Here is a 22,017-nt window from a genome sequence, read left to right as displayed (position 1 = left end):
TTCGCCGCAAATGAGCCGGACGGGTTTACGCGAATCCGCCCGGCGCGCCGCTGTGGGGCCGACTCGTCGGCTACCGTTGGCGCCCATGGAACGTCTTGACGGCGCGCGGCAGCGCTACGACTGGGGCTCGCCCGAGGCCATCCCCGAGTTCCTCGGCGTCGAGGCGGACGGGAAGCCGTGGGCCGAGCAGTGGTTCGGCGCGCACCCGGCGGGAACCACGCGCGCGGGGGAATGCACCCTGGCGGCGCTGATCGACTCCGATCCGGAGCGCCTGCTGGGCCAGGACGTGGTGCGGCGCTTCGGTCCCAAGCTGCCCTTCCTGCTCAAGCTGATCGCCCCCGCCCGGGTGCTTTCCTTGCAGGTGCATCCCTCGCTGGAGCAGGCGGTGGAGGGCTATGAGCTGGAGAACGAGGCCGGGGTCCCCCTGGGCAGTCCCGTACGCAACTACAAGGACACCAACCACAAGCCGGAGATGGTGCTGGCGCTTACGCACTTCGAGGCGGTCGCCGGCTTCCGGGCGCCGCGGCGGGCGGCGGAGGTGCTCGCCGACCTGCACTCGCCCCTGGCACGGCGTATGCGTCGCACCCTGCGGCTGAATCCGACCCGCTTCGGAATTCGCCAGGTGTTCACGGACCTGGTTTCCGCCGGCACGCGCCCGGGGGAGGCCGACATCGCCGAGCTCGTGGCGGAGATCGATACCCGGTTGACCGCAGGCGCATCTCCCTCAAGGCGCGTGGACTCCAACGTCATCAGCATGTGGCGCTCCTTCCCCGGCGACCCGGGCGTGGCTGCGGCCCTGCTGCTCAACCCGGTCACGCTGCGGCCGGGCGAGGCCCTGTTCGTGCCCGCCGGCTCGGTGCACGCCTACGTGACCGGCATGGGTATCGAGGTCATGGCCTCCTCGGACAACGTGCTGCGCGCCGGGCTGACCACCAAGCACGTGGATGTGCCGGAGATGCTGGCCTGCGTGGACTATGTCGCGGCGCCCCCGGTGCGGCCCGCCCCCGAGTACCTGTCTCGCGCCACACGCGCCTACTACGTGCCGGTGGATGACTTCGAGCTGCTGGTGACCACGGTGGTGCCGCCGGACGGGCGGGTGCAGGTGCCCGGTCGCGGGCCCCGAATCGTGCTGGCCACCGACGGCGAGACTACGATCACGACCCCCGCCGGGCAGGCTCGGCTGACCCGCGGGCAGGCACTGTTCATCGGCGCCGACGAGCGCACCCTTGCGGTTGAAGGAGAGGGGACTGTCGTCCAGGCCGATGTGCCGTAGGCCTCGGCAGGTGGCCGGGTGCGCCGAGACGAGGACGTCCTGGTGTCCGCAGCTGCACGCCCGGCCTACCGCCTTCGGGCTACCGTCGCGGCTTGCCCGCCTCGGCGCCCTCCTGCCGGGCGGCGTCCCGGACTAGCGCCTCATCGGCGTCGGGGGAGATGAGCACGGCGGTCAGGCCGGCCTGCCACGCCGCAAGCACCCCGCGCACCGCCTCCTGGGCGGCTCCGGCGCGCACCAGGACGGCGCGCGTACCCGCGCGGGCGCCCCCACCCGTTCGGCCGTTCCCGCCGAGGAGCGCAGCGTGTGTCCGGTCCTCCCCGCCCGCGCGGTCGGTACCGCCCGCACCCGTCCCGCCGGGCGTAACCAGCAGGGGCGGGGTCAGGTCTGCGACAAGCGCGTCGCGCGACACCTCGACGGCAGTGCCCGGCGCCTGCGCCGGGTAGTGCACCATCGCGGTGGTGGCCCCGCCGACCGCGTGCGCGGGGAAGGAGTCGGCGTGGGGCATGACGTCGGCGACGCCATCCAGTACGAGTGGCGGCAGGGTCCCGGGCCAGCGCGTGGCCAGCGGCTCGCGCGGCACCAGTACCTGCACCTGCGCGTCGGCACTCAGGCCTGCCGGCTCGAATGCGACCGATACGTCCGCTGGGCGGAGTACTCCGCCCGGGGAGGGGGATGAGCCGGCGTGCGCGGCCGGCTCGGTGAAGGCCACCGCGCCGCCGACGAGCCACGCGCCGCCGCACCAGGTCAGTGCTCGCCAGTGCACCCCCAGGTCCAGGTGCACCAGCGGCCCTGCCGCGGGGTCGTCGGTGTGGGCCTCGGTGGTGAGCAGGTTGGCGATCTTGCACTGCCACATGCTCAGCACGTGCCCGGTCAGCTCCACCCGCTCGCCGGGTGCGTACCAGACCAGCCACGGGCGGTCTGCGTCCGCGGCGGAGGGAAGCAGGGGCGCCAGGGGGTCGGGCAGGTCCTCCAGGCGGTCGGCTGCTGGGGTCACGGTTCTGGTCACCGTCTGATCCAAGCAGATGCACGCCGCCGCCTGCGAGCGCACAGCAAGCTCACAGTTGATTGTCATAAAAACGGTTGGCCGGGTCGGGCGCGAGTTTGCCCGAGGTAGCGGCCAGTGGTGCAATACCGGGCGAAAGTGACTGCGGGGCCGGGCTCGCCGCGGCGGCCTCCGAGCCGTCGCAATTGAGTGAATTTCCCGCACCCGGCTTGACTCACGGCGGCTCACACCCGTGTAATTCTACGTAAACATCGTCCGTATCCTGAAGGGAAGCCATCGTGTGGAACATCCTCGGCGACGGTCCGCTTGAGCGGTCCGACGACGCCGACGACGAGGCGCTCCTCCTTCTGCTCGGCGACGACGATCCCGATGAGGGCCCCCTGGCCTGGCAGGAGCGCGCGCTGTGCGCTCAGACCGACCCCGAGGCCTTCTTCCCTGAGAAGGGTGGCTCCACGCGCGAAGCCAAGCGCGTGTGCGCCTCCTGCGAAGTCCGTGAGGAATGCCTGGAGTACGCCCTGGCCAATGACGAGCGCTTCGGGATTTGGGGAGGACTGTCTGAGCGCGAGCGCCGCAAGCTCAAACGGCGCGCGGTATGAGCCTGCCGGGAAGCGCCGGACCGTACGCCTCGCCCGCCGGGACCCTCGCGGTCCTCGTCTCAGCCGGGGTAACCCCCTACCTGCCTGAGACCCTACGAGCGGTGGCCCGCCAGGCGACTGCCCCCGATGTCCTGCTCATCGTCGACGTCGCCTCTCGCAGCAATGGCCTGGGTGACGGCACCCCGATCGAGGAGGCGGTAGTCGACTCCGGTGCCGACTCTGCCACCGCCGTGCGCGTGGTGCGTGTACCGGATGCCACCGGGTTCGGCGACGCGGTCAAGCGCGGCCTGGCGAAGTACGCGGAGCTCGTTGCGCGCGGCAACCGCAGACGCCGTCACGGTGGCAAGCTGAGCACCGGCGGTGCCGGTGCGCGGCAGGGGGAGTATCTCGGCGCGGGGTCGGCCTCCGGCCCCCTTACCGGCCCTACCGGTGCCATGTCGCCGATATCGGAGTCCGAGACGCTTGGGGTAGCGGCTAACACGCCCCCCGCTGAGGACACCGCCGACGGCTGGCGCCTGTGGCTGCTGCATGACGACTCAGCCCCGGAGCCCGACTGCCTGGAGGCGCTGGAGCGCGCGGTCCGGTCGGCCCGCTCCGTGGGCCTGGCAGGTCCCAAGCAGGTTGACTGGGACGATGCCCGCGAACTCTTGGAGGTCGGGCTGTGCACCACAGCCTCGGCCCGGCGAGCCAATGATGTAGTAGCCGGTGAGATCGACCAGGGACAGTACGACGACCGGTCGGACATGCTCGCGGTCGGTACCGCCGGGGCATTGATCGACCGGTCCGTTTGGGATGAGGTGGACGGCATCTCGCCCGCCTTCCCGGTGTTCGATGACGGGCTGGAGCTGTCCCGGGCGGTGCGCCTGGCGGGTCACCGCGTGGTAGTGGTCCCGGATGCCATTATCCGCCACCGCCGTGCCAGCTTCCTCGGCCTGCGGCCCGGCCAGCAGCCTCAGGCGGCGCGCGGACTCGGTCGTGGGCGCTCTCACGAGCCGGCCGCCACCGCGGCGACCGCCATTCCCGAGCCCGATCCCGATCGCTCTTTTCGCGCCCGGCGCACGGCCCAGCTGAGGGCGTGGGCGACATTCTCGGCTCGCCCCGTGCCGCTGCTGCTCGCCTGGATGGTTCTGCTGGGCCTGGCGCGCGCCGGCTGGCGCCTGCTGACCAAGGACCCCGCGCTGGCTCGGGACGAGCTGGCTGCCGCCTTCGGCGTCGCCGGTGACGCCGGTGTGATACGCCGTGGCCGCAGGCGCCTGGCCGCGCACCACGGCGTGCGCCGCTCGGTGCTGGCGCAGTTGTACACCAGCGCCGGCGATATCCGGGCCGCCCGCCGCGACCGCCGGCGGCAGGAACGCGAGCGCATGGCCCGGGAAGCCGTTCGCAGCGAGCTGGAGCTGCGCGAGCTGGCAGTTCTCACCCGTCGGCGACGAGTCGGCCTGACGGTCACCCTCGTAGCCGTTGCCGCTGTTGCCGCAGTCGGGATGTCACGGCTGCTGGTCACTCGGGCAGTGACTGGCGGGGCCCTGCCCTCCCTCGGCTCGGGCTGGCGCGAGCTGTGGGATGCCGCCTGGTCCACCTGGGCACTGTCGGGGGACGGCTATCCCGCCGCCGTGAACCCGCTGCTGGCGGTGCTGTCCCTACCCGTGGCGGTGGGCTCCTGGTTCGGACTTGGTGGCGACGCCCTGGTGCGCATCCTGCTGCTACTGGCCCTTCCTCTGGCGGCGCTCGGCGCCTGGTACGCGGCCGGGACCGTTACTCGCCGAGTCCCGCTGCGAGCCTGGGCTGCGTGCGTGTGGTCACTGGCGCCGACCCTGCTACTGGCCGTCGGGCAGGGACGGCTGACCGCTGTCATCGTGCACCTGACGCTGCCGTGGGCACTGACGGCCTTGGCTCGCGCCGTGGGCGCGGATCGGCGCGACGTGGTCCTGTCCGGGATGGTCGGTGCGCATCACGCCACCCAGGAGGAGCGCGATGAGCTGGACCGGTTCGCCTCCGCCCGGATCGAGGACCTGGCTGAGCTCTCCGCCGATGCCTCACCCACCGCGGAGCCGGACGCTGCCGCGCCCGACTCGTCGGCTGATGGCCGACCGGAGGACGATAGCCAGCCGGAGGGCGATGATCAGCCGGAAGCCGGATCGGCGCCCCAGTTAGACGATGGGACTCGCGCGGCTACGGATGCGGACGTACCTGTCGTGCCCGTCGTGCGGGCCGGCACCACCCCGGGGAGCGAGGAGGAAACGGGCGCGGAAGAGCCCGCGGAAGATCCGGACCGGCCTGCGGAAGAGCTCGACCGGCCAGCGCAGGAGCCCGCCGAGCCCGCGGAAGAGTTGGACCAGCCCGCGGAAGCGGCCGCCGCGGTCCCGGCGGCGCTCCTGGAGCGCTACGGGACCGGCTCCCCCACCGCCGCCGCGGTCGCCGGGCTGCTGCTGAGCCTGATCGTGGCCGCCGCACCCGCAACGGCCGCGCCTATAGTGGTGGGCCTGGTGCTGCTGGCGGTGTGCGTGCGTCGCAGCGCCCTGCGGCTGTTGCTGACGCTGGTGCCGGTTGCGGTCACCGCCCTGCCCGCCTGGTGGCGTGCACTGCGCCTGGCGCAGTCCTATGACGCCGTCGCCGCCGCGCGCTACCTGCTCACTGACACCGGCGTGCCCATCGCCGTAGCCCCACCCAGCACCATTGAGACCGTCCTGGGCATGCCCGTCGACGTCGAGTACCTGGTCGACGACCCCGCCCTCGCGCTGACGCTGAAGGCCCTGCTGGCCATTGTTCCCGCGGCGGCCGTGTCAGGCCTGGTGGTCGGCGGGCGCCGCGGCGCCCGGGCGCTGGCAGGTTTCCTGATGGGGCTGGGCGGCCTGGCCCTGGCCGGTGCTGGAACGCGCATGATTACAGCCCTGGGCACGCAGGCTGACGGCACCGGCGCACAAACCGTCACCGGCTGGGCGGGGACGGGCATCTCCTTCGCCCTGGCGGGATTCATGGCGGCGGCACTGGCCGGGGGCGACGCGGTGTGGGCCGCGTGCTTCCCCGCGTACCCTTCGGTGACGTCCCCGCATGCAGGCGCGGCCGGCTGGCGGCGCTGGGCCCGCGTGTGCGTGGTGGGCATCGGCCTCGCAGCCCTCGCCGCCCCCTTGGCGGTGGGCGGTGCCTGGGCCCTGGCCGCACGCGACTCGACGGCCACCGGCACCGACGCGGCAGTCATGGCACTGCGGCCGGCCGGGAGCCGGATACCCGTGATCGCCTCCGAGATCCAGGCCTCCGACGCCGCCGGGCGGGTCCTGGTCCTCTCCGCGGCCGGAGATGAGCTGCGCGTGCGGATCTGGCGCGGCGATGGCAACCAACTGGCCGACGTCACCCCCGATGTCCTGGCTGCGCAGCTCACTGCGCGCCTACCCGCAGCCGCAGCGCCTGCCCCTCCCGGCGCTCCTGAGCCGAATGATGCCCTCGGCATCACGCTGACCGACCCGGCCGACGCCGAACTGGCAGACCTGGTGGTGCGCGCCGCCGCCGGACAGGACGAGCACGTCGCCGACGGCCTGGCGGCTCACGGCATCGCGGTGGTGCTGCTCACCGATGCGGCCGGAGACGGGCTGACGGCGTCCACCCGCGCGGGCCTGGACGCCACGCCGGGCCTACAGCAACTGGCGCGCACCGACTCGGGCACGTCTTGGCGCGTGTCCCCCAGCAACGCCGTCGAGTCCGCCCGCGCCGTGCTCGTCACCAGCGCCGGCACCGCCACCACCGTGCCCGCGGACACGACCGGCAGGACCGCCATCCGCACCGTCCTGGAGCCGGGAACCGGCCAGCGGCTGCTCATCCTGTCCGAGCGCAACGACGGCACCTGGAGCGCAGCGCTGGACGGGCGCCCGCTCCAGCCCGCCCCCATCACCGACGCATACGGCCGCTGGCGCACCGGCTTCGAGGTCCCCGCCGACGGCGGCGAGCTCATCGTCACCCACGGCACTCGCATCGGCGGCCTCGCCGCCCGCGGAATCCAGGCCGTGTGGGTGATCACTGTGCTGGTGGCCCTGCCCCTGCGTCGCAGGAGGACTGCCGCATGAGCTCATCACGCCGCAAACTGTTCTTCGCGGCCCTGCGCCTGACTGCCGTACTGCTGGTCCTGGCGGCCGTGGTCGGCCTGACCTGGTGGGGCACCCGCACACCCCGCGCCACCAGCCAGAATGTGACCGCCATTGCGATGCCTGCGCCTGGTGCGGACATCGTCTACGGCTGCCCGGCGGCGCCGCGCAACACCATCGGCGGCGTCGACGTCGGGGAGGCGGCCAGCACGACCGCCATCACCGCCCGCGACGAGGACTCAGTGCTGACCTACGGCACGGAGGAGATTGGTGGAACCACCACCCTCGCCCAGGCCGACGGCGGCATCCTTACCGTGGGGGGGCCGGGCGGCGGCTCCGCCGGCGCCATCGGCACCGTCACCTGGCTGACCCCCTCCGGCGATTTGCGCGGACTGGCCGCCGCCCCGTGCACCACGCCCGCCTCCGTGGCCTGGATCGTGGGCGGCTCGGCCGACATCGGCGCCTCCTCCGAGCTGCGGCTGACAAATCCCGGCCTGACTACCGTCACCGCGACTATTCACCTGTACGGCTCTACCGGTGAGCTGACGCTGCCCTCCTCCGGACAGGTTTCCGTGAGTGCGGGGCAGACCGCGACCCTGCTGCTCGAGGTTGCGGGGGCGGCGGACGACCGGCTGGCGCTGAGCGTGGAGGCCGACGGCGGCACGCTCATCCCGGTCCTGGTGACCGAGTCACTCGACGGGGAGACCCCCGCCGGCGTGGACACGCTGACGCCCGGTGCCGCCCCGGCCACCGATCTGGCCATACCCGGAGTCGTGCTCGTGGACGCCGCCGATCAGGGGGAGGCCCAGGTTGACGGCGCCGTCTCCTCCGATGCGCCGCTGGTGCGGGTGGTGAACCCCGCAGACGTGCCGACGACCGTATCCATCTCCCTGCTTGGCCCCGGGGGCGAGGAGCAGTTGGCCGGTGCCACCGCGGTGATCGTGGATGCGGGCGCGGTATTCGACTTCTCCCTGGCGGGTGTGCGGCCCGGCGCCTACGGGGTGCGCGTCACGTCTGATACGCCCGTCGGCGCCGCCGTGAAGCTCGTGCGCAGTGCGGGGGAGTACCCCGACCGCTCCGGAGCGCTTGCACACGACATCGCCTGGGTGCAGGCAACCACCGATGCCACCAGGGGCTCAGCCCTGGCACTGCCGCGGGCGGGTGGCCTGGAGCCAACCGTGGTGCTGACCAATACCGGACCGGATGCCGCCACGGTCGCCCTGGCATCCGTGGGCGGGGACTGGGAGCAGGAGCTCAGCGTGCCCGCGGGCGCCACGCTCACCGTCCCGACCCCCGCAGAGGCAAACGCACTGGAGATTTCCGGTCCCGCCGGCCAGCAGGTGGTGGCGGCTGCCGTGGTCACCGCCCAGGTCGGGGAAGATGTGCCCGGAGAGCTCATCTCCGTGCTCCCGGCCGTGCTTGATGCCGATGTCCAGGGGACCCGCAGCCTCCTGCTGCACTGACCCCGGCTGGGCGCAGACGGCGCCGGCCCGCCCGGAATGATCGTTTAGGGTGGGGGCGTGGCTCGGTCATCCCAACTGCCCCCGGCACCCATCCCGGCGTCCCCGCGTCGGCGCGACCGCCACGGTCGCGGGCTGCGGGGCCCGCTGCTGCCGCCCCACCTGCCCGCCTGGCGCACCCGGGCCGAGCGCTTCGACGCCATGGTGATCGCCGCCGCCGACGCACTGTCCCGCCGGCACCCGGAGATCACCCAAATGCAGTTCGCCGTCGAGGAGGTTCCGCCCTCAGACCCCGCACCGTGGGAGCAGGGGGTTGTGCTCGGCCGGGGATTCGCTGCGGAGCCGCGCGCCGGACTGCCCACCCGGATCGTCCTGTACCGGCGTCCCATAGTCTCCCGCGCCGCAGATGACGCCGAGCTGGCAGAGCTCGTGCGGCGCGTCGTAGTTGAGCAGGTGGCGCTGGTGCTCGGGCGCCGTCCGGAGGAGATCGACCCGGATCTGTGAGCACTGCGCCTGGCGCAACGCTGCACCGCCACTCCCGCGGCTACCGCACCCGCCGCCCCGCGCGCGGTAGCCTGCGGGCGTGAGAAGAGTCCGCCACTGCCGCAGGCCCGGATGCGAGAACCCGGCCGTAGCCACCTTGACCAGCGTGTACGCCGACTCCACGATCGTGCTCGGCCCGCTGGCCACGCAGGCCCAGCCGGAGGCCTACGACCTGTGCCAGAAGCACGTGGAGTCCTTCACCGCGCCACGCGGCTGGCAGGTAATCCGGCTCGCCACGGACTTCCAGCCGGCACCGCCGTCGGACGACGACCTGACCGCCCTGGCCGACGCCGTCCGGGAGGCGTCACGCGCGCCGCGGCCCAAGCCGCAGCCGGCCGAGCACGCCGGCCGCCCCACCGGCCTGCTGCCCACATCACTGACCGCCCCGCTGCCGGATCACCTGACCGGACTGGGCGACGGCGAGATCACCCGGCGGGGCCACCTGCGGGTGCTGCGCGGCGAGAAGACCGAGGACTGAGCCGCCCCCGCGGTGCCGTCCCAAGGTACCGCGGGGGCGGTGGCCCGCCGCTCCCGCCTCACTTCCCCCGCGCGGGTGCGGCCACATCAAACGGCGCCGTGCGCAAGGCGGCGCGCGCATCGTCCTCCAGGCGCCGGTCCCGCAGCTCAAGCATGAACTCTCGGTCCCGCCGTGCCGCGAGCAGGGCCGCCAGGAAGCGCTCCGGGTGCGTGTGCGGGGGCGGTGGCGGGGCCACGTAGGGCTCCGCCTGCGCGGCCAGCTGCAGCCCCAGCCGCAGCCGCGCCTGGGGCTGCATGGATGACGCCCGCTGCAGGAAGGTCCGGATGACGAGCGCCAGGTGCCCGGGAAGGGCGCGCAGATCGGCGTCGGCGGCCCAGGCGGCCAGCTCCGGGGGAATGAGGATCGGCGGCGCATCAACCCCGCCGCTGCGCTCACGAACCGCATAGGTGCCCGCCAGCAGGTCACCCAGGCGCTTGCCGCGGCGGGTGACCACGCACGCTGACACCGCCGGCACCCCAGCGAGCAGCCAGATCTCGACGACGCCCACCAGGACTCGCACCAGGCTGTGGCGCAACCGCACCGCTCCGCCGTCGTCGCGGACGATGCGGGAGCCGGTGACCATCCGCCCGGCGGAGCGCCCCCGCGTGAGTACCTCCACTCCCAGCGGCACCACCACCATCCAGCCCAGGGCCACCAGGGCCACCAGCGCCATCACCAGCGCCTCGGACGGGTGGGGAATGACCCGGTCACCGATCAGGAGGCCCGTGACCACGGAGACCAGCAGGCCGGCGGCATACAGGGCGTAGTCGATGAACCCGGACAGGATGCGAGATCCGGGGGAGGCGGGAAGCACCTCCAGAGCTACGGCCTCACCGGTGATCATCAGGTCCGGCGTCATCATCCGCTCGGACGAGGCGGCAGCCTCATTCACCATGACAGACTCCTCTCGTGGACATTGACGCCTTTGCCGCAGCGCACCGCGACCAGTGGGACCGCCTGGACCAGCTCACGTCCCGCCGTCGGCTCACCGGAGCCGAGGCGGACGAGCTGGTATCCCTTTACCGGGCCACTGCCGCGCACCTGTCCCGGATCCGCACCGGCGCGCCCGACCCGGTGCTGCTGGCCGAGCTGTCCACCAGGATTGCGGCGGCGCGCGGACGCATAACCGGCACGCGCGAGGCGCGTATGAGCGATCTCAGGCGCTTCTGGGTGGCCAGCGTCCCCGCAGCCCTGTACCGGCTGCGCTGGTGGACCGTGGCGGTGACGGCGGTAGAGATCGCGATCGCCGTGATCGTGGGCGTGTGGACGCTGCGCAGTCCCGAGGCCATGGCCGCGCTCGGGTCGCAAAGTGAACTGGACACCTACGCGCAGGAGTCCTTCGAGGCCTACTACTCCAATTACGCCCCCTCGGAGTTCGCCGGCCAGGTGTGGACTAACAACGCCCGCGTCGCCGCCCTGTGCGTGGCCAGCGGCATCACCGGGGTGCTGCCGGCCTACGTGCTGTTCGCCAACGCGGTGAACGTCGGGCAGGCCGGCGCCATCATGGCTGACCACGGCCTGCTCGGGCAGTTCTTCGCCCTGATCACCCCGCACGGGCTGCTGGAGCTGACCTGCGTATTCGTGGCCGGCGCCGCGGGCCTGAAACTGTTCTGGACCATGCTGGCGCCCGGGGACCGGTCGCGCGGCGTGGCGCTCGCGGCGGAGGGCCGCGCCCTGATCACAGTTGCGGCGGGGCTGACGGTGGCGCTGGCGGTCTCCGGATTCATCGAGGCCTTCGTGACCCCGGCACCGCTGCCTTGGCTGCTCAAGGGCACGATCGGTGCGCTGGCCCTGGCGGTGTTCTGGGCGTACACCCTGCTGCCGGGGCGTCGGGCGGTCATGGCCGGGCACACCGGAGACCTGGAGACCGACGAGGCCGGCGCGATCCAGGCTGAGGCCGGCTGATCGGCCGACTGGTCCGGCGGCACCGCCGGACACCCGTACAGCCGCTGTGCCGCGCGGCTCACCCATCACAGCCTCCCCGCAGCCTTGAGCGCCAGGTAGGCGTCGGCAAGTGCCGGAGCCAGGGCGCCCGGCTGCTCCTCCACCACCTCCACGCCGGCGCGGCGCAGACGCGCTCGCACTGCGCTGAGCTCTACCAGCTCGCGCTCGGCGGCGGCAGCCGTGTAAACGCTTTCGGCGTCATCACGCCGGGAGCGCAGGTGCTCCAGGCCCGGATCGGTAGCGGAGGCCACTACTACCGTGTGCTTGCGGGCCATAATGCCCAGGGCCCGCAGCATGTCGGCGTTGGCTCCCGCCCCGTCCAGCCCGGTCAGCACCACTACCAGGGCGTGCTGGGACAAGGACGCCTCCACCGTCGCCGCCACCAGGGTCCAGTTGGTCTCCACCAGCGCCGGCTGCAGCGGGGCGAATGCGTCCGCCAGCGCGCCCAGGAGGGCGGATCCGGACACGCCCCGCACCTGCGCCCGGGTCTGTACGTCTGTGGCCACGGCGTCCACCCGGTCCCCGGCGCGCGCTGCCAGCGCCGCCAGCAGCAGCATCGCCTCGATCTGCGCGTCCAGCCGGGGAGCGTCATCCAGGCGCGCCGCCGCCATCCTCCCGGTGTCCACCACTATCAGTACCCGGCGGTCCCGCTCCGGCCTCCAGGTGCGCACCACCACCTCCGCGCGTCGGGCCGTGGATCGCCAGTCGATGGAACGCACGTCGTCGCCGACGACGTACTCGCGCAGGGAGTCAAACTCGGTGCCGGCCCCGTGCACCATTACGGCGCTACGCCCGTCCATCTCCCGCAGCCGGGACAATTTGGAGGGCAGGTGCCTGCGGGAGGCGAAGCGGGGCAGCACCCGCAGCCTGGCCGGCACATGCAGCGAGGCCTGCCGGCCGGCCAGCCCCAGGGGGCCGCGCACGCGCACGGTTACCAGGTCGGCGATGCGGTCGCCACGCCGGGTGGGGGTCAGCTGGGTGCGTAGGCGGCGCTGGCGCCCAGCCGGGACCGTCAATGCGCGGCGCTCGTGGGAGGCACCTGCCGAAGGCTGCCAGGCGTCCCGAACCAGGGCGGACATGCTGCGCCCAGTGGTGTTGAACAGGGTCAGCGTCTCGGTGACGGTCTCACCCAGGCGGACGGAGCGGGGCACCGACCTGGTGGCGCGCAGGCCCCGCGGCGAGGGCGCCGCCGCCACATCCACCGCCACCAGCGCAGCCACCAGGGCCGTCCACGCTACGACGGTGCCCGGGCGGGGCACGAGCGGCACGAGGACGGCGCCGACGGCAAGCAGCCAGACGGCGCGCATGGTCAGGTACACGGGTGCCTCCTTAGCGCGATCGGCTACCGCGGCACCGGCACCGCACGCAGGGCACCGTTGACCACTGACTCGGTGGACACGCCCTCCAGCTCGGCCTCGGCCCGCAGCTGGATGCGGTGGCGCAGCGTCGGCAGAGCGAGCGCCTTGACGTCGTCGGGGGTGACGAAGCCGCGTCCCGACAACCAGGCCCAGGCCTTGGCGGTGGCCAGGAGCGCCGTCGCCCCGCGGGGAGACACGCCCAGGGCGACCGACGGCGAGGTGCGGGTGGCCCGTACCAGGTCCACGATATAGGCGAGCACCTCCGGTGAGGCGCTGACGGTGCGCACCTGCTCCCTAGCGGTTGCCAGGTCCGCGGGAGAGGCCACGGCCTGCAGGCCCGCCGCCGGCAGGTCCCGGGGATTGAATCCGGTGGAGTGGCGGGACAGCACCTCAAGCTCCTCACCGCGCTCCGGCAGGGGCAGGATGAGCTTGAGCAGGAAACGGTCCAGCTGCGCCTCCGGCAGCGGGTACGTGCCCTCGTACTCCACCGGGTTCTGGGTCGCCACCACCATGAATGGATCGGGCAGCGCGCGCGGGGAGCCGTCGACCGACACCTGGTGCTCCTCCATCGCCTCCAGCAGGGCGGCCTGGGTTTTGGGCGGGGTGCGGTTGATCTCGTCGGCGAGCAGCAGGTTGGTGAACACCGGGCCCTCCCGGAAGGAGAACTCGGCGGTGCGGGCGTCATAGATCAGCGAACCGGTCACGTCGCCGGGCATCAGATCGGGCGTGAACTGCAGGCGCTTGGTACCAATGTCAAGGGAGGCGGCCAGGGAGCGCACCAGCAGGGTCTTGGCCACCCCGGGCACACCCTCTAAGAGCACGTGGCCACCGGCGAGCATGGCGATCACCAGCCCGGTGACGGCCGGATCCTGGCCGACAACCGCCTTGGCGACCTCGGCGCGTACCGCCCGCAGCCGGGCCCGGGGGTCGTTGCCCGGGGGCGTAGTTGCGTGCGGCTCGGCACTGGCCGAGGCGCGGACGGGGCCGGCTGCGGCACCTGGCGAGGCGGACGCTCCCGCGCTCGCGGGCTGCCCTGTGCCGGGCTGTGCTGTCCCGGGTCGCGCAGTGGTGGGGTCCGCCACGGTGCCGTATCCGCGGACGCCCGTGGTGGGCAGGGCCGTGGTGGGAACGTCGCTCTCGTCGAACTGGCGCGTCGGGTCATTGTGTGGGGAAGGGGAGTGGTCATCGCGGGTGGACCTCGCTCTCGAGTAGTTCCAAGCGAACGGCCAGATCCGCCAGGACGTGGTCATTCGCGGGGGTGGGCCCGTACAGGGCATGGTCGATTGCTTCTGGGGCCAGCCGGTGGCCCGCGCAGCCGCCGCGACGAGTTCGCCGCGGGACGCGGACGGCGGCATTCCGAGGCTGCGGCCGAGCCGGAGAGCGGTTCCCGACCGCAGCGCCTGAGCGGCGCGCTCACGGTCGCCGGCCCGGCGGTACAGGCGGCCGCGGCCAATGGCGGTCTCGGTGGCGCGCACCACCACCGGCAGGTCCTCAGGCACAAGTCTTCCGAAGCGGCGCCCCCGCGTGAAGGCCAGCGCGATGACGACGCCGCAGCCCAGGAACAGCAGCACCGGCAGCCACGGTGGCAGCGAAGGCCTGTCCCACAGGGTTGAAATGGACGACGCTCGGGAGGCATCGAACCAGACCAGCCGGTCGTTGTGGCCAAGCGCGCGAATCGCCAGCGCCGCGTTCCCGGCCGTGGTCAGGTTCTCATTAGTGACAATGCGCGGGTCGGCGATCACCCGCAGTGTGCCTCCGCCCTCCAGCGGCGCGGTGGCATAGGCATAGGCGTCCTCCCTAACCGGGAAGCAGCCCACAGCGCCGCTGACGTCATCCAGGAGGACCGAGCCGGTCGAGCCGGCCAGCGAGGCCGCAGCCACGGCGTCGGGGTCGGCGCACTCCGGCCGCAGTGAGGTGTCGGCGCTCGCGGAGACGCCGACCGGGGTCATGTCGGTCAGGTCCTGAAGATTCTCGTAGAGGGTTCCCAGGACCACTACGTCCTGCCCGGTCCGGGCCAGTCGGAAGCGGTCGAGGTAGCTCATCTCCCCGGCGTGGAGCACCACCACGGTGGCGCCGTCCGCGGCAGCACTGACGGCGGCGTCGGCGGAGCTGACGCTACTGACATCGATCCCCTCGCTGCGCAGCAGCTCGGCCAGAGCCTGGGTACCGTTGGCACGGGAGTTGTTGATCGCGTAGGGGACCTTGGATGACTGCGGCGTGGTCCACAGGGTGGCCAGGGCCACGAGTACGAGGAGCGCCCCGGCGGCTATGAAGGGGCGCCAGCGGCTCAGCCGCTCGCCCAGGCGCGCCCCCACTACCTGATCGCCGGTGTGCGCAGGCGCGGTGCCCTCGCCCCGATCCGGGGCCGTGGTGGTGCTCATGGTGTCACCTGCCTGGCCGGCGTCGGCAGGGCAAGAGGCGCTCGCGTGACCCGCTCGGCGAACTCGCGCATCCACGCGTCCTGGGAGGGGGTGGAAACGACGCTGCCGTAACGCACGGAGTCGAACAGCCGGGCGGCCTCATCCATCTCGGCTGCCAGCTCGCCCAGCGGACGGGCTGCCAGCCCCGCCGCCTCGTGCGCGGTCATGCCCGGATAGTCCTCCAGTGCGCCGCGCTCATCGAGTGTACGCACTACTGCCCGGAAGCGCTCGATCACGGCGGTTGCCCAGTCTCCCTGGGCGGCAGCGGCGTTGGCGGCACGGGTGAGGGCCGAGGCGTCGCGGTCGTCCTCGAACAGCACGCCGTGCGCGCGCCTGGCGCGCCGTGCCCAGGTGATACGGGTGAACATGACCCCCAGGGCGACAACCAGGGCGAGCACCAGCACCACCACGATCAGCACGGACAGCCACGATGGCACCCCGGGCACGGCCCCGCGCGGGTCCAGGTGCTCCGCGAGCCAGCGCCAGGCGCGCTCCCACAGGGTGGCGGCGTGGTGATAGGCGGGCTTGGCCAGCTCCTTCTCAGCGGCGCGACGCGCGGTATCGGCGTCGGGCGTGGCCGGAACATCCAGGGGTGGCAGGCCACACAGCTCCCGCCCCGAGTAGGGGACGTGGACGGCTGCGGGCACCGGTGGCATCGGGATCATGCGGAACCTCGGGCGCCGATCGCGGTCAGACTCCGGCGGAGCGGCGCAGCTCGACGTCCAGGCCCTCCTGACGCATGCGCAGGTCGATGTAGACCAGCGCGGTTGCGGCGGAGGAGAAGGGCCGGATCAGCGCGTCGAGGAGGCTGCCGATGAAGGCCGACACCATGATCAGCACAGTGGACGCCCCGATCCCGACGAGCAGGGTTCCGGCGCCGCTGAGGGCGCCGATGGCGCCCCCGAGAACCGCGGAGACGGTGCCAACCAGCAGGCCGACCAGCAGCTGGACGCCCAGCACGCGCCAGAAGTACCCCCGGGTCAGCTGCCAGGAGCGGCGGATGCCCTCCCAGATGCTGACGTTCTCCAGGATCAGCGCGGCGCCCGCCACGGACAGGCGCACGCCCAGGAAGGCCGCAGCGATCAGGCCGCCGACGCCGAGCAGGAAGCACACCAGCATGATCAGTCCCAGGTTGGCGGAGCTGCCGGAGTCGTCTAGGGCGAAGACAGAGCCGATTAACAGCCCAACGGCGCCGAGGGCGGCGACGAATGCGGCCAGTCCGGTGACCAGTTCCACCAGCAGTGCCTGGCCGATCAGTGCCCACAGCCGCGGCCGGACGCGCTCCCACACCTCGGCCGGCGTGGCGATGCGGCCCAGCACCGAGCGCGATACGGTCACGGTCAGCAGCCCCGTCAGGACGGTGATGGCGAAGAAGTTGATCGCCGTGCTCACTAGTGACAGGCCGGTGGAGCCGCCGAGATATGAACTGAGCGCGTTAAAGACTTCCTGGTCGGAGCCGACGGAGGCGTAATCGTACTCGTTGTAGGAGTCAATGATACTGATCTGGTTGGACAGGGTGCTGAATGCCAGGAATGTGAACAGCGCGGATATCAGGCCGGCGGCACCCATGACCACTATGGCCGGCAGGAACATGGCTCGGGGGTTGGCCCGCAGCGATTCGAAGGCGCCGGTGATGATCTCGGTGATGGTGAGCGGCCGCAACGGGATGATGCCGGGCTTGGGCGCCACGAAGAATCCGCCCGGACCTGCCGTGTAGGTGCCCGCCTGCTGGGCGTATTGGGAATACTGGGCACCTCCCGCGTAGGAGCCTTGACCCTGGGGCGCCTGCTGGCCGTAGGCGGGCTGCTCCGACTGGGCGTAGGTGCCATAGCGGGGCGCGGACGCCGACTCCGGCTGCTGCTGCGGGCCGGGTTCAGGGGATGGGCTCGCGTGAGTCCCTCCGGTGGGTGGCTGCCACCCGGTGTTGTCGGTGCTCATGGGCATACTGTGTCACGGCGGGGAAACCGGCGCTCTCCACCCAGAGGAGGAGATCAGGTGCCGGGGCCGCGGCCTTCGCGGCTCGGGCCGCCCGGCGCGACGGTGCGCGTACACGCTCCGACACGCCCGGGCGACGCCCCGCGGCGGGACGGATTTTCGTGGACGCTCGCGGGGCCCGGCGCCGGCTCCGGGGGCCTCGCAGGGGCGATAAGACAGGGGTACCGGGCCAGAAGTCCCGGCCCGACAGCTGCTTAGTGTCCACTTAATGGGCTATGATGAAAGTCATAGTGCACCATATCGGTGGCGTTTGTGGCTGGACTACGTGCCAAGATAGGCGCCATGCGCACTCGCATTCTGGTCGTTGACGATGACACTGCCCTGGCCGAGATGATCGGCATCATGCTCGAGGCGGAGGACTACACTCCGTCCTTCTGCGCCGACGGCGCGAAGGCTCTGGAGGCCTTCCGGGAGACAGACCCGGACTTGGTCCTGCTGGACCTGATGCTGCCCGGCATTGACGGCGTGGAAATCTGCAAGCTGATCCGCGCCGAGTCCGATGTGCCGATCATCATGCTCACTGCGCGTACGGACACCCAGGATGTGGTCGCCGGGTTGGAGGCCGGCGCGGATGACTACGTCACCAAGCCGTTCAAGTCCAAGGAGCTGCTCGCCCGCGTGCGCACCCGCCTGCGCCGCAATATCGACGCCAATGGCGCCGAGCACGTACGCGCCGGGGACCTGGACATCGATGTCTCCGGCCACCAGGTGCACCGCGGAGAGACGGTCATCAACCTCACTCCCCTTGAGTTCGACCTGCTGGTGACCCTTGCGCGCACGCCCTGGAAGGTGTTCACGCGCGAGGAGCTTCTGGAGCAGGTCTGGGGATACCAGCACGCCGCAGACACCCGCCTGGTCAACGTTCACGTGCAGCGCCTGCGCGCCAAGATCGAGAAGGACCCGGAGCACCCCAGCATCGTGGTCACCGTACGCGGAGTCGGCTACCGCGCCGGCGACGGCAAGTGACTGCGGGCGCGGTGGCCTCTGGGCCCCGCCCGCACCGCAGGCCTAGCCTCGCGGCTCACTGATCGTGGACGCCCAGAGCCCGGTCCGGAACGCGGGGCGCCAAGGCGCGCCGTCCCCACTGCGGGCGGCACGCCGGTCCCTTGGCACCTCCATGGTGCTGTTCGCGACCGTGACCGGAGTGGTGCTCATCGCCGTCCTGCTGGTTGCCGTCACCATAACCATCCGCAACGACGTCTTCGCCGAGCGGCGTGCCGCAATCCTGGCCGATGCCCGCCAGCGGGCGGTGACCACCCAATCGGTATTCGACGCGGCCGCGGTTGAAACTGCTGAGGACCTGACCGCCACCGCCCAGGCGCAGCTGTCAGCCATCAACGATTCCTTCGCGGGCGCGGGCGGTAAGGGGGTAGCACTGCGCCGGGCCTCCGGTGAGGCCTCCAACACCATAATCAACGACCTGGCCACCGATGCCGACCTGGCTGCGCTCATAACCGAGGAGCTCGCGGCCCAGGTGGAGGCAGGCGCACCCGGCGCCCAGTACTCCCAGCCCGTGGGCATCCCCGACGGCCACGGCGGCACCGACCCCGGGCTGGTCGTCGGCTCCCGGATCAACCTGCCCCTGGCGGGTGGGTACGACTTGTTCCTCGTCTACACCCTGGCGCCAGAGCAGCACGTCATCGACCTGGCTACCCGCGCCATCATCATCGCCGGCGCAGGCTTCTTGCTGCTGCTGCTGCTGGGCCTGTGGGCCCTGACCTCCCGTGTACTCATCCCCGTGCGCCGCGCCTCCCTGGCCGCCCAGCGGCTGGCCGGCGGGCACCTCCAGGAGCGGCTGCCAGTGGCGGGGGAGAACGAGATCGCTACCCTTTCCCGCTCCTTCAATAACATGGCCGATTCCCTGGAGGCGCAGATTCAGGCCTGGGAGAGCCTGTCGAAGGTGGAGAAGCTATTCGTATCCGACGTGTCCCACGAACTGCGTACTCCACTGGCCTCCATTCGGCTGGCGGCCGAGCAGATCTGGCAGGCGCGTGACGAGATCAAGGATCCTTTCGCCGCACGCAGCCTGGAGATCCTCATGCGGGAGATTGATCGCTTCGAGCAGATGCTGTCCGACCTGCTCGAGATCTCCCGCATCGACTCCGGACGGGTCCAGCTGCGATCCGCGGAGGCGGATATCAGCGCCGTCGTACGTGGCGTGCTCGACCTGGTTGCCGTGCACGTAGAGGCCTCCGGCTCCCCGATCCGCCTGCACTTGCCCGATGCTCCCGCCGTCGCCGAGGTGGATGTGGCCCGGGTGGAGCGCATCGTGCGCAACCTGATAGTCAATGCGCTCGAGCACGCGGAGGGCTCACCCATCGATATCACGGTTGCCGCCAGTGACGACGCCGTCGCCGTACGTGTGCGCGACCACGGGGTGGGCATGAGCCCGGACGTGGTCAAGAAGGTCTTTGACCGCTTCTACCGCGCCGACCCCTCCCGCAAGCGCACCCTGGGCGGCACCGGGCTGGGCCTGTCCATCTCCCTGGAGGACGCCGTCCTGCACGGGGGCACGCTCGTGGCCTGGGGGTGGCCGGCCGACGGCGCCTCCTTCCTGCTCACCCTCCCGCGCCGCCTCGGGCCCGACGCCACCCCCGGTGCTTTCACCAAGCCGGGACCGCTGGACGTGGTCCCCGACGACGCCCCGCCGGTCTCCCGCGTCGGTGCCCGTACCGTGGAGCCTGGCCAGGTCCCGCCGGCGGTCCCGGCGTTGACGCCGTCTCCGGCGTCTCGGCGCTCGGACGTCGAGCGCGACGTGGAGCAGGAGGAGCCTGAGGCCCCGGCCCCAGCGGCCCTGTCGGGCGGTGAGCCGGAGCCGCCCGTACCTGCCGGCGCGCACGGCTCCGGGGAGGGCCCCAGCGCCCGCACCCCGGAGGACGTGGACGCCCGCAGGAAGCAGGGGGAGGTGCGCCGGTGACTGGGGCCGAGTCCAGTGGCTCCTCCGCTGCGCCCGGGCTCACTCGGCAGATGCCCCGGCGCAGCATGCTCGCCGCCATGCTCCTAGGTGGGGGAGCGCTCGCCGCGTGCACGGCGCTGCCCACGTCCGGAGAGATCACCGAGTCAGATCTCCCGGGCATCACCGAGGAGCAGCTCATTCAGACCGCGGCCGGCCCGGTGGACGGCGCGACGCCGGATGAGATCGTCACCGGGTTCCTGCGTGCCTGCGTAGCCGGCCTGTTCGATGACTTCGCCACCGCCCGGGCCTTCCTCACCGATGCCGCCTCCGCCTCCTGGCAGCCGAGCGCCAGCGTAGGGATCTACGAGGGCTCCACCATGCCCGTCGTCACGGTAGTCGAGCACGAGGTCACGGTTACGGTGGACCTGATCGGCACTATCGACGCGGGCGGAGCGTTCACCGCGGCGTCCGAGCCCGACCATGCCTGCCACTATGTGCTCAGCGCCAACACCTCGGGCCAGTGGCGTATCGCCGAGCTGCCCGCCGGCATGCTGCTGTCCGATGGCGACCTGAGCGCGGGCTTCGCATCGGCCCCGTTGTTCTTCCTGACCCCGGACCACTCCCGCCTGGTACCCGAGCTGCGGTGGCTGCCCCGGCACGAGTTTCCCCGCCGCCTGATTGAGGCGCTTCTGGGCGGGCCCTCGCACTGGCTTGCCGCAGGTGCGACCACGGCGGTGCCCGAGGCGGCCGCGGTAGGCGATGACGGTGTAGTCGTCGAGGCGGGCGTCGCGAACGTGGACCTGACCGGACTGGGCGGTCCCCACGCGCTGGAGGGCTCACAGGCAGCACTTGTGGTGGCGCAGATACGCGCAACCCTGGTCGGGGCGGCGGACATCACCCAGGTACGGGGTGTCGTCGTGCGCGCGGACGGGGAGGAGCTCGGTGGCGCGGCGCCGCTGCCCGCGGTTGATGCGGCGCCGGGAGCGGTCGTCGGAATGTGCCTGGGGGCGGTGGTGCAGGGGACAACCTCGACGCGAACCACTTTGGTTACGGCCCAGACCCTGGGTGCAGGAACGGCCTCCCACCCCACGCTGGGCGCGGATGGAACTGTCTACGTTCTGAGCCGTTCGAGCCTGCTGCGCGTGCCGCCGGGGCAGAGCGCGGCGGACGTCATTATGTCGGTGGGCGATGCCGATTCCGGGGAGGACTCGGGGACCGGCGCAGAGCAGGATGCGCAGGACGGCGCGCGGGAGGACCCCGACCCGGGCGCTGCGGCCGGGCCCGGCGGCGTCGGGCTGCTGCCGCCTGTCGCCGACCGCCACCACTGGGTCTGGACCGGTGCCGAGGGCGAGCTCCTGGCGGTTGACGACCGTGGTAGGAGGGTTAGGCCGGCCGCCGCCTGGCTGGACGGTCGGAAGGTGATTTCCTTTGACGTCTCAGCCGAGTCCAGCCGCATCGTGGTGCGTCACAGCGCGGGCACGGGCGCGGCCGACGAGCGCGTTAGCGTGGCGGCCATTACCCGTGACGAGGGCGCTCCGGCAGGCCTGGGCGAGCCGCTCGAGCTGCCTGCGGCGACCGGGGCGCGCACCGGCGCAGTCGTGTGGTACGACGCGCTGAGCATCGCGGTCCTGCCCACGGCCCCTGAGGGGCAGACGCCGACCGGAGTCCTGCGGGTTCCAGTCGGCGGGCCACTTGCCACCACGATCACCTCCCCGGCAGCGGTTGCCATCACCGCCGACCGCGCCACCGGGGCGGTGCAGCTCACCGACGCGGCGGGGCGCATCTGGCAGCAGACCGGCACAGCCTGGCGCGTAAGCGCCACCGACGTGACGGACATCGCCTACCCATTGCCCTGAGGCGCAGGCAGGGGCGGGACGGCGGTGGGGCCATGCCGGCCGGTGCAGGCACCGGCATACAGCGCGCCCCGCATGCGGCACAG

16 protein-coding genes and 1 pseudogene are annotated in these 22,017 nt (G+C 71.9%); 10 read left to right on the top strand and 7 right to left on the bottom strand.

The window, feature by feature from the left end; translation table 11 throughout:
• Positions 1 to 85 precede the first annotated feature (85 nt).
• Positions 86 to 1,273 (top strand): mannose-6-phosphate isomerase, class I, encoded by a 1,188-nt coding sequence (manA, locus tag CWT12_RS09255; RefSeq protein WP_161924570.1) that lies wholly within the window; start codon positions 86 to 88, stop codon positions 1,271 to 1,273.
• Positions 1,274 to 1,352: 79 nt separating this feature from the next.
• Here manA and CWT12_RS09250 read toward each other — a convergent pair whose 3' ends face one another.
• The gene (locus tag CWT12_RS09250) at positions 1,353 to 2,279 is read right to left on the bottom strand and encodes a TIGR03089 family protein (RefSeq protein ID WP_237564118.1); all 927 of its coding nucleotides are present in this window, start codon (positions 2,277 to 2,279) and stop codon (positions 1,353 to 1,355) included.
• A 344-nt stretch (positions 2,280 to 2,623) separates the two neighbouring features.
• Here CWT12_RS09250 and CWT12_RS09245 point away from each other — a divergent pair, with 344 nt between their 5' ends.
• The 5 genes from CWT12_RS09245 (at position 2,624) to CWT12_RS09225 (ending at position 9,426) form a co-directional block, all read left to right on the top strand.
• Positions 2,624 to 2,872, top strand: coding sequence for a WhiB family transcriptional regulator (locus CWT12_RS09245; protein WP_275405338.1), 249 nt, complete (start codon positions 2,624 to 2,626; stop codon positions 2,870 to 2,872).
• A complete protein-coding gene (locus CWT12_RS09240; protein WP_161924569.1) occupies positions 2,869 to 6,927 on the top strand; it encodes a glycosyltransferase in 4,059 nt (1,352 codons plus the stop codon). The genes CWT12_RS09245 and CWT12_RS09240 overlap by 4 nt, the downstream gene beginning before the upstream one ends.
• Positions 6,924 to 8,408, top strand: a complete 1,485-nt coding sequence (locus CWT12_RS09235) for a DUF5719 family protein (protein WP_161924568.1) — start codon at positions 6,924 to 6,926, stop codon at positions 8,406 to 8,408. Before CWT12_RS09240 ends, CWT12_RS09235 begins: the two co-directional genes overlap by 4 nt.
• A 57-nt stretch (positions 8,409 to 8,465) precedes the next feature.
• Entirely contained in the window at positions 8,466 to 8,909 is a 444-nt protein-coding gene (locus CWT12_RS09230; RefSeq protein WP_237564117.1) for a metallopeptidase family protein, read from the top strand.
• Positions 8,910 to 8,988: 79 nt separating this feature from the next.
• Entirely contained in the window at positions 8,989 to 9,426 is a 438-nt protein-coding gene (locus tag CWT12_RS09225) for a DUF3499 domain-containing protein (protein ID WP_161924567.1), read from the top strand.
• A 58-nt stretch (positions 9,427 to 9,484) separates the two neighbouring features.
• Here the strand turns inward: CWT12_RS09225 and CWT12_RS09220 are convergent, their stop codons facing one another.
• Positions 9,485 to 10,360 carry an RDD family protein gene (locus CWT12_RS09220; RefSeq protein WP_161924566.1) on the bottom strand — a complete coding sequence of 292 codons (876 nt, stop codon included), beginning with the start codon at positions 10,358 to 10,360 and terminating at the stop codon, positions 9,485 to 9,487.
• 14 nt (positions 10,361 to 10,374) lie between these two features.
• Between CWT12_RS09220 and CWT12_RS09215 the strand changes: the two genes are divergently transcribed.
• Positions 10,375 to 11,370 (top strand): stage II sporulation protein M, encoded by a 996-nt coding sequence (locus CWT12_RS09215; protein WP_161924565.1) that lies wholly within the window; start codon positions 10,375 to 10,377, stop codon positions 11,368 to 11,370.
• Between the two features lie 65 nt (positions 11,371 to 11,435).
• Here CWT12_RS09215 and CWT12_RS09210 read toward each other — a convergent pair whose 3' ends face one another.
• The 5 genes and pseudogenes from CWT12_RS09210 to CWT12_RS09195 form a co-directional block, all read right to left on the bottom strand.
• The gene (locus tag CWT12_RS09210; protein WP_161924564.1) at positions 11,436 to 12,728 is read right to left on the bottom strand and encodes a DUF58 domain-containing protein; all 1,293 of its coding nucleotides are present in this window, start codon (positions 12,726 to 12,728) and stop codon (positions 11,436 to 11,438) included.
• Positions 12,729 to 12,751: 23 nt separating this feature from the next.
• A complete protein-coding gene (locus CWT12_RS09205; protein ID WP_203233850.1) occupies positions 12,752 to 13,681 on the bottom strand; it encodes an AAA family ATPase in 930 nt (309 codons plus the stop codon).
• A gap of 816 nt (positions 13,682 to 14,497) precedes the next feature.
• A pseudogene (locus CWT12_RS14570) lies at positions 14,498 to 15,148 on the bottom strand (DUF4350 domain-containing protein); the annotation flags it as partial.
• Positions 15,145 to 15,852 carry a DUF4129 domain-containing protein gene (locus CWT12_RS09200; protein ID WP_237564116.1) on the bottom strand — a complete coding sequence of 236 codons (708 nt, stop codon included), beginning with the start codon at positions 15,850 to 15,852 and terminating at the stop codon, positions 15,145 to 15,147. The gene CWT12_RS09200 and the pseudogene CWT12_RS14570, both read right to left, overlap by 4 nt.
• A gap of 25 nt (positions 15,853 to 15,877) precedes the next feature.
• Positions 15,878 to 17,125, bottom strand: a complete 1,248-nt coding sequence (locus tag CWT12_RS09195; protein WP_161924563.1) for a glycerophosphodiester phosphodiesterase — start codon at positions 17,123 to 17,125, stop codon at positions 15,878 to 15,880.
• Between the two features lie 339 nt (positions 17,126 to 17,464).
• Between CWT12_RS09195 and mtrA the strand changes: the two genes are divergently transcribed.
• The 3 genes from mtrA (at position 17,465) to CWT12_RS09180 (ending at position 21,934) form a co-directional block, all read left to right on the top strand.
• Positions 17,465 to 18,148, top strand: a complete 684-nt coding sequence (gene mtrA / locus CWT12_RS09190) for an MtrAB system response regulator MtrA (protein ID WP_161924562.1) — start codon at positions 17,465 to 17,467, stop codon at positions 18,146 to 18,148.
• A 64-nt stretch (positions 18,149 to 18,212) separates the two neighbouring features.
• Positions 18,213 to 20,099, top strand: a complete 1,887-nt coding sequence (gene mtrB / locus CWT12_RS09185; protein ID WP_272927750.1) for an MtrAB system histidine kinase MtrB — start codon at positions 18,213 to 18,215, stop codon at positions 20,097 to 20,099.
• Positions 20,096 to 21,934 carry an LpqB family beta-propeller domain-containing protein gene (locus tag CWT12_RS09180; RefSeq protein ID WP_237564115.1) on the top strand — a complete coding sequence of 613 codons (1,839 nt, stop codon included), beginning with the start codon at positions 20,096 to 20,098 and terminating at the stop codon, positions 21,932 to 21,934. The genes mtrB and CWT12_RS09180 overlap by 4 nt, the downstream gene beginning before the upstream one ends.
• Positions 21,935 to 22,017 lie beyond the last annotated feature (83 nt).

It is taken from the genome of Actinomyces sp. 432 (assembly GCF_009930875.1).
Taxonomy (GTDB): domain Bacteria; phylum Actinomycetota; class Actinomycetes; order Actinomycetales; family Actinomycetaceae; genus Actinomyces.
Note: the sequence above shows the minus strand (reverse complement) of the source record. Positions and strands in the feature narration are given on the sequence as shown.

Bases quoted from the DNA above. Each gene is read 5' to 3' on its own strand.
- manA (WP_161924570.1), top strand. From the start codon at position 86: ATGGAACGTCTTGACGGCGCGCGGCAGCGCTACGACTGGGGCTCGCCC.
- CWT12_RS09240 (WP_161924569.1), top strand. From the start codon at position 2,869: ATGAGCCTGCCGGGAAGCGCCGGACCGTACGCCTCGCCCGCCGGGACC.
- CWT12_RS09235 (WP_161924568.1), top strand. From the start codon at position 6,924: ATGAGCTCATCACGCCGCAAACTGTTCTTCGCGGCCCTGCGCCTGACT.
- CWT12_RS09220 (WP_161924566.1), bottom strand. From the start codon at position 10,360: ATGGTGAATGAGGCTGCCGCCTCGTCCGAGCGGATGATGACGCCGGAC.
- CWT12_RS09200 (WP_237564116.1), bottom strand. From the start codon at position 15,852: ATGATCCCGATGCCACCGGTGCCCGCAGCCGTCCACGTCCCCTACTCG.
- CWT12_RS09195 (WP_161924563.1), bottom strand. From the start codon at position 17,125: ATGAGCACCGACAACACCGGGTGGCAGCCACCCACCGGAGGGACTCAC.
- mtrA (WP_161924562.1), top strand. From the start codon at position 17,465: ATGCGCACTCGCATTCTGGTCGTTGACGATGACACTGCCCTGGCCGAG.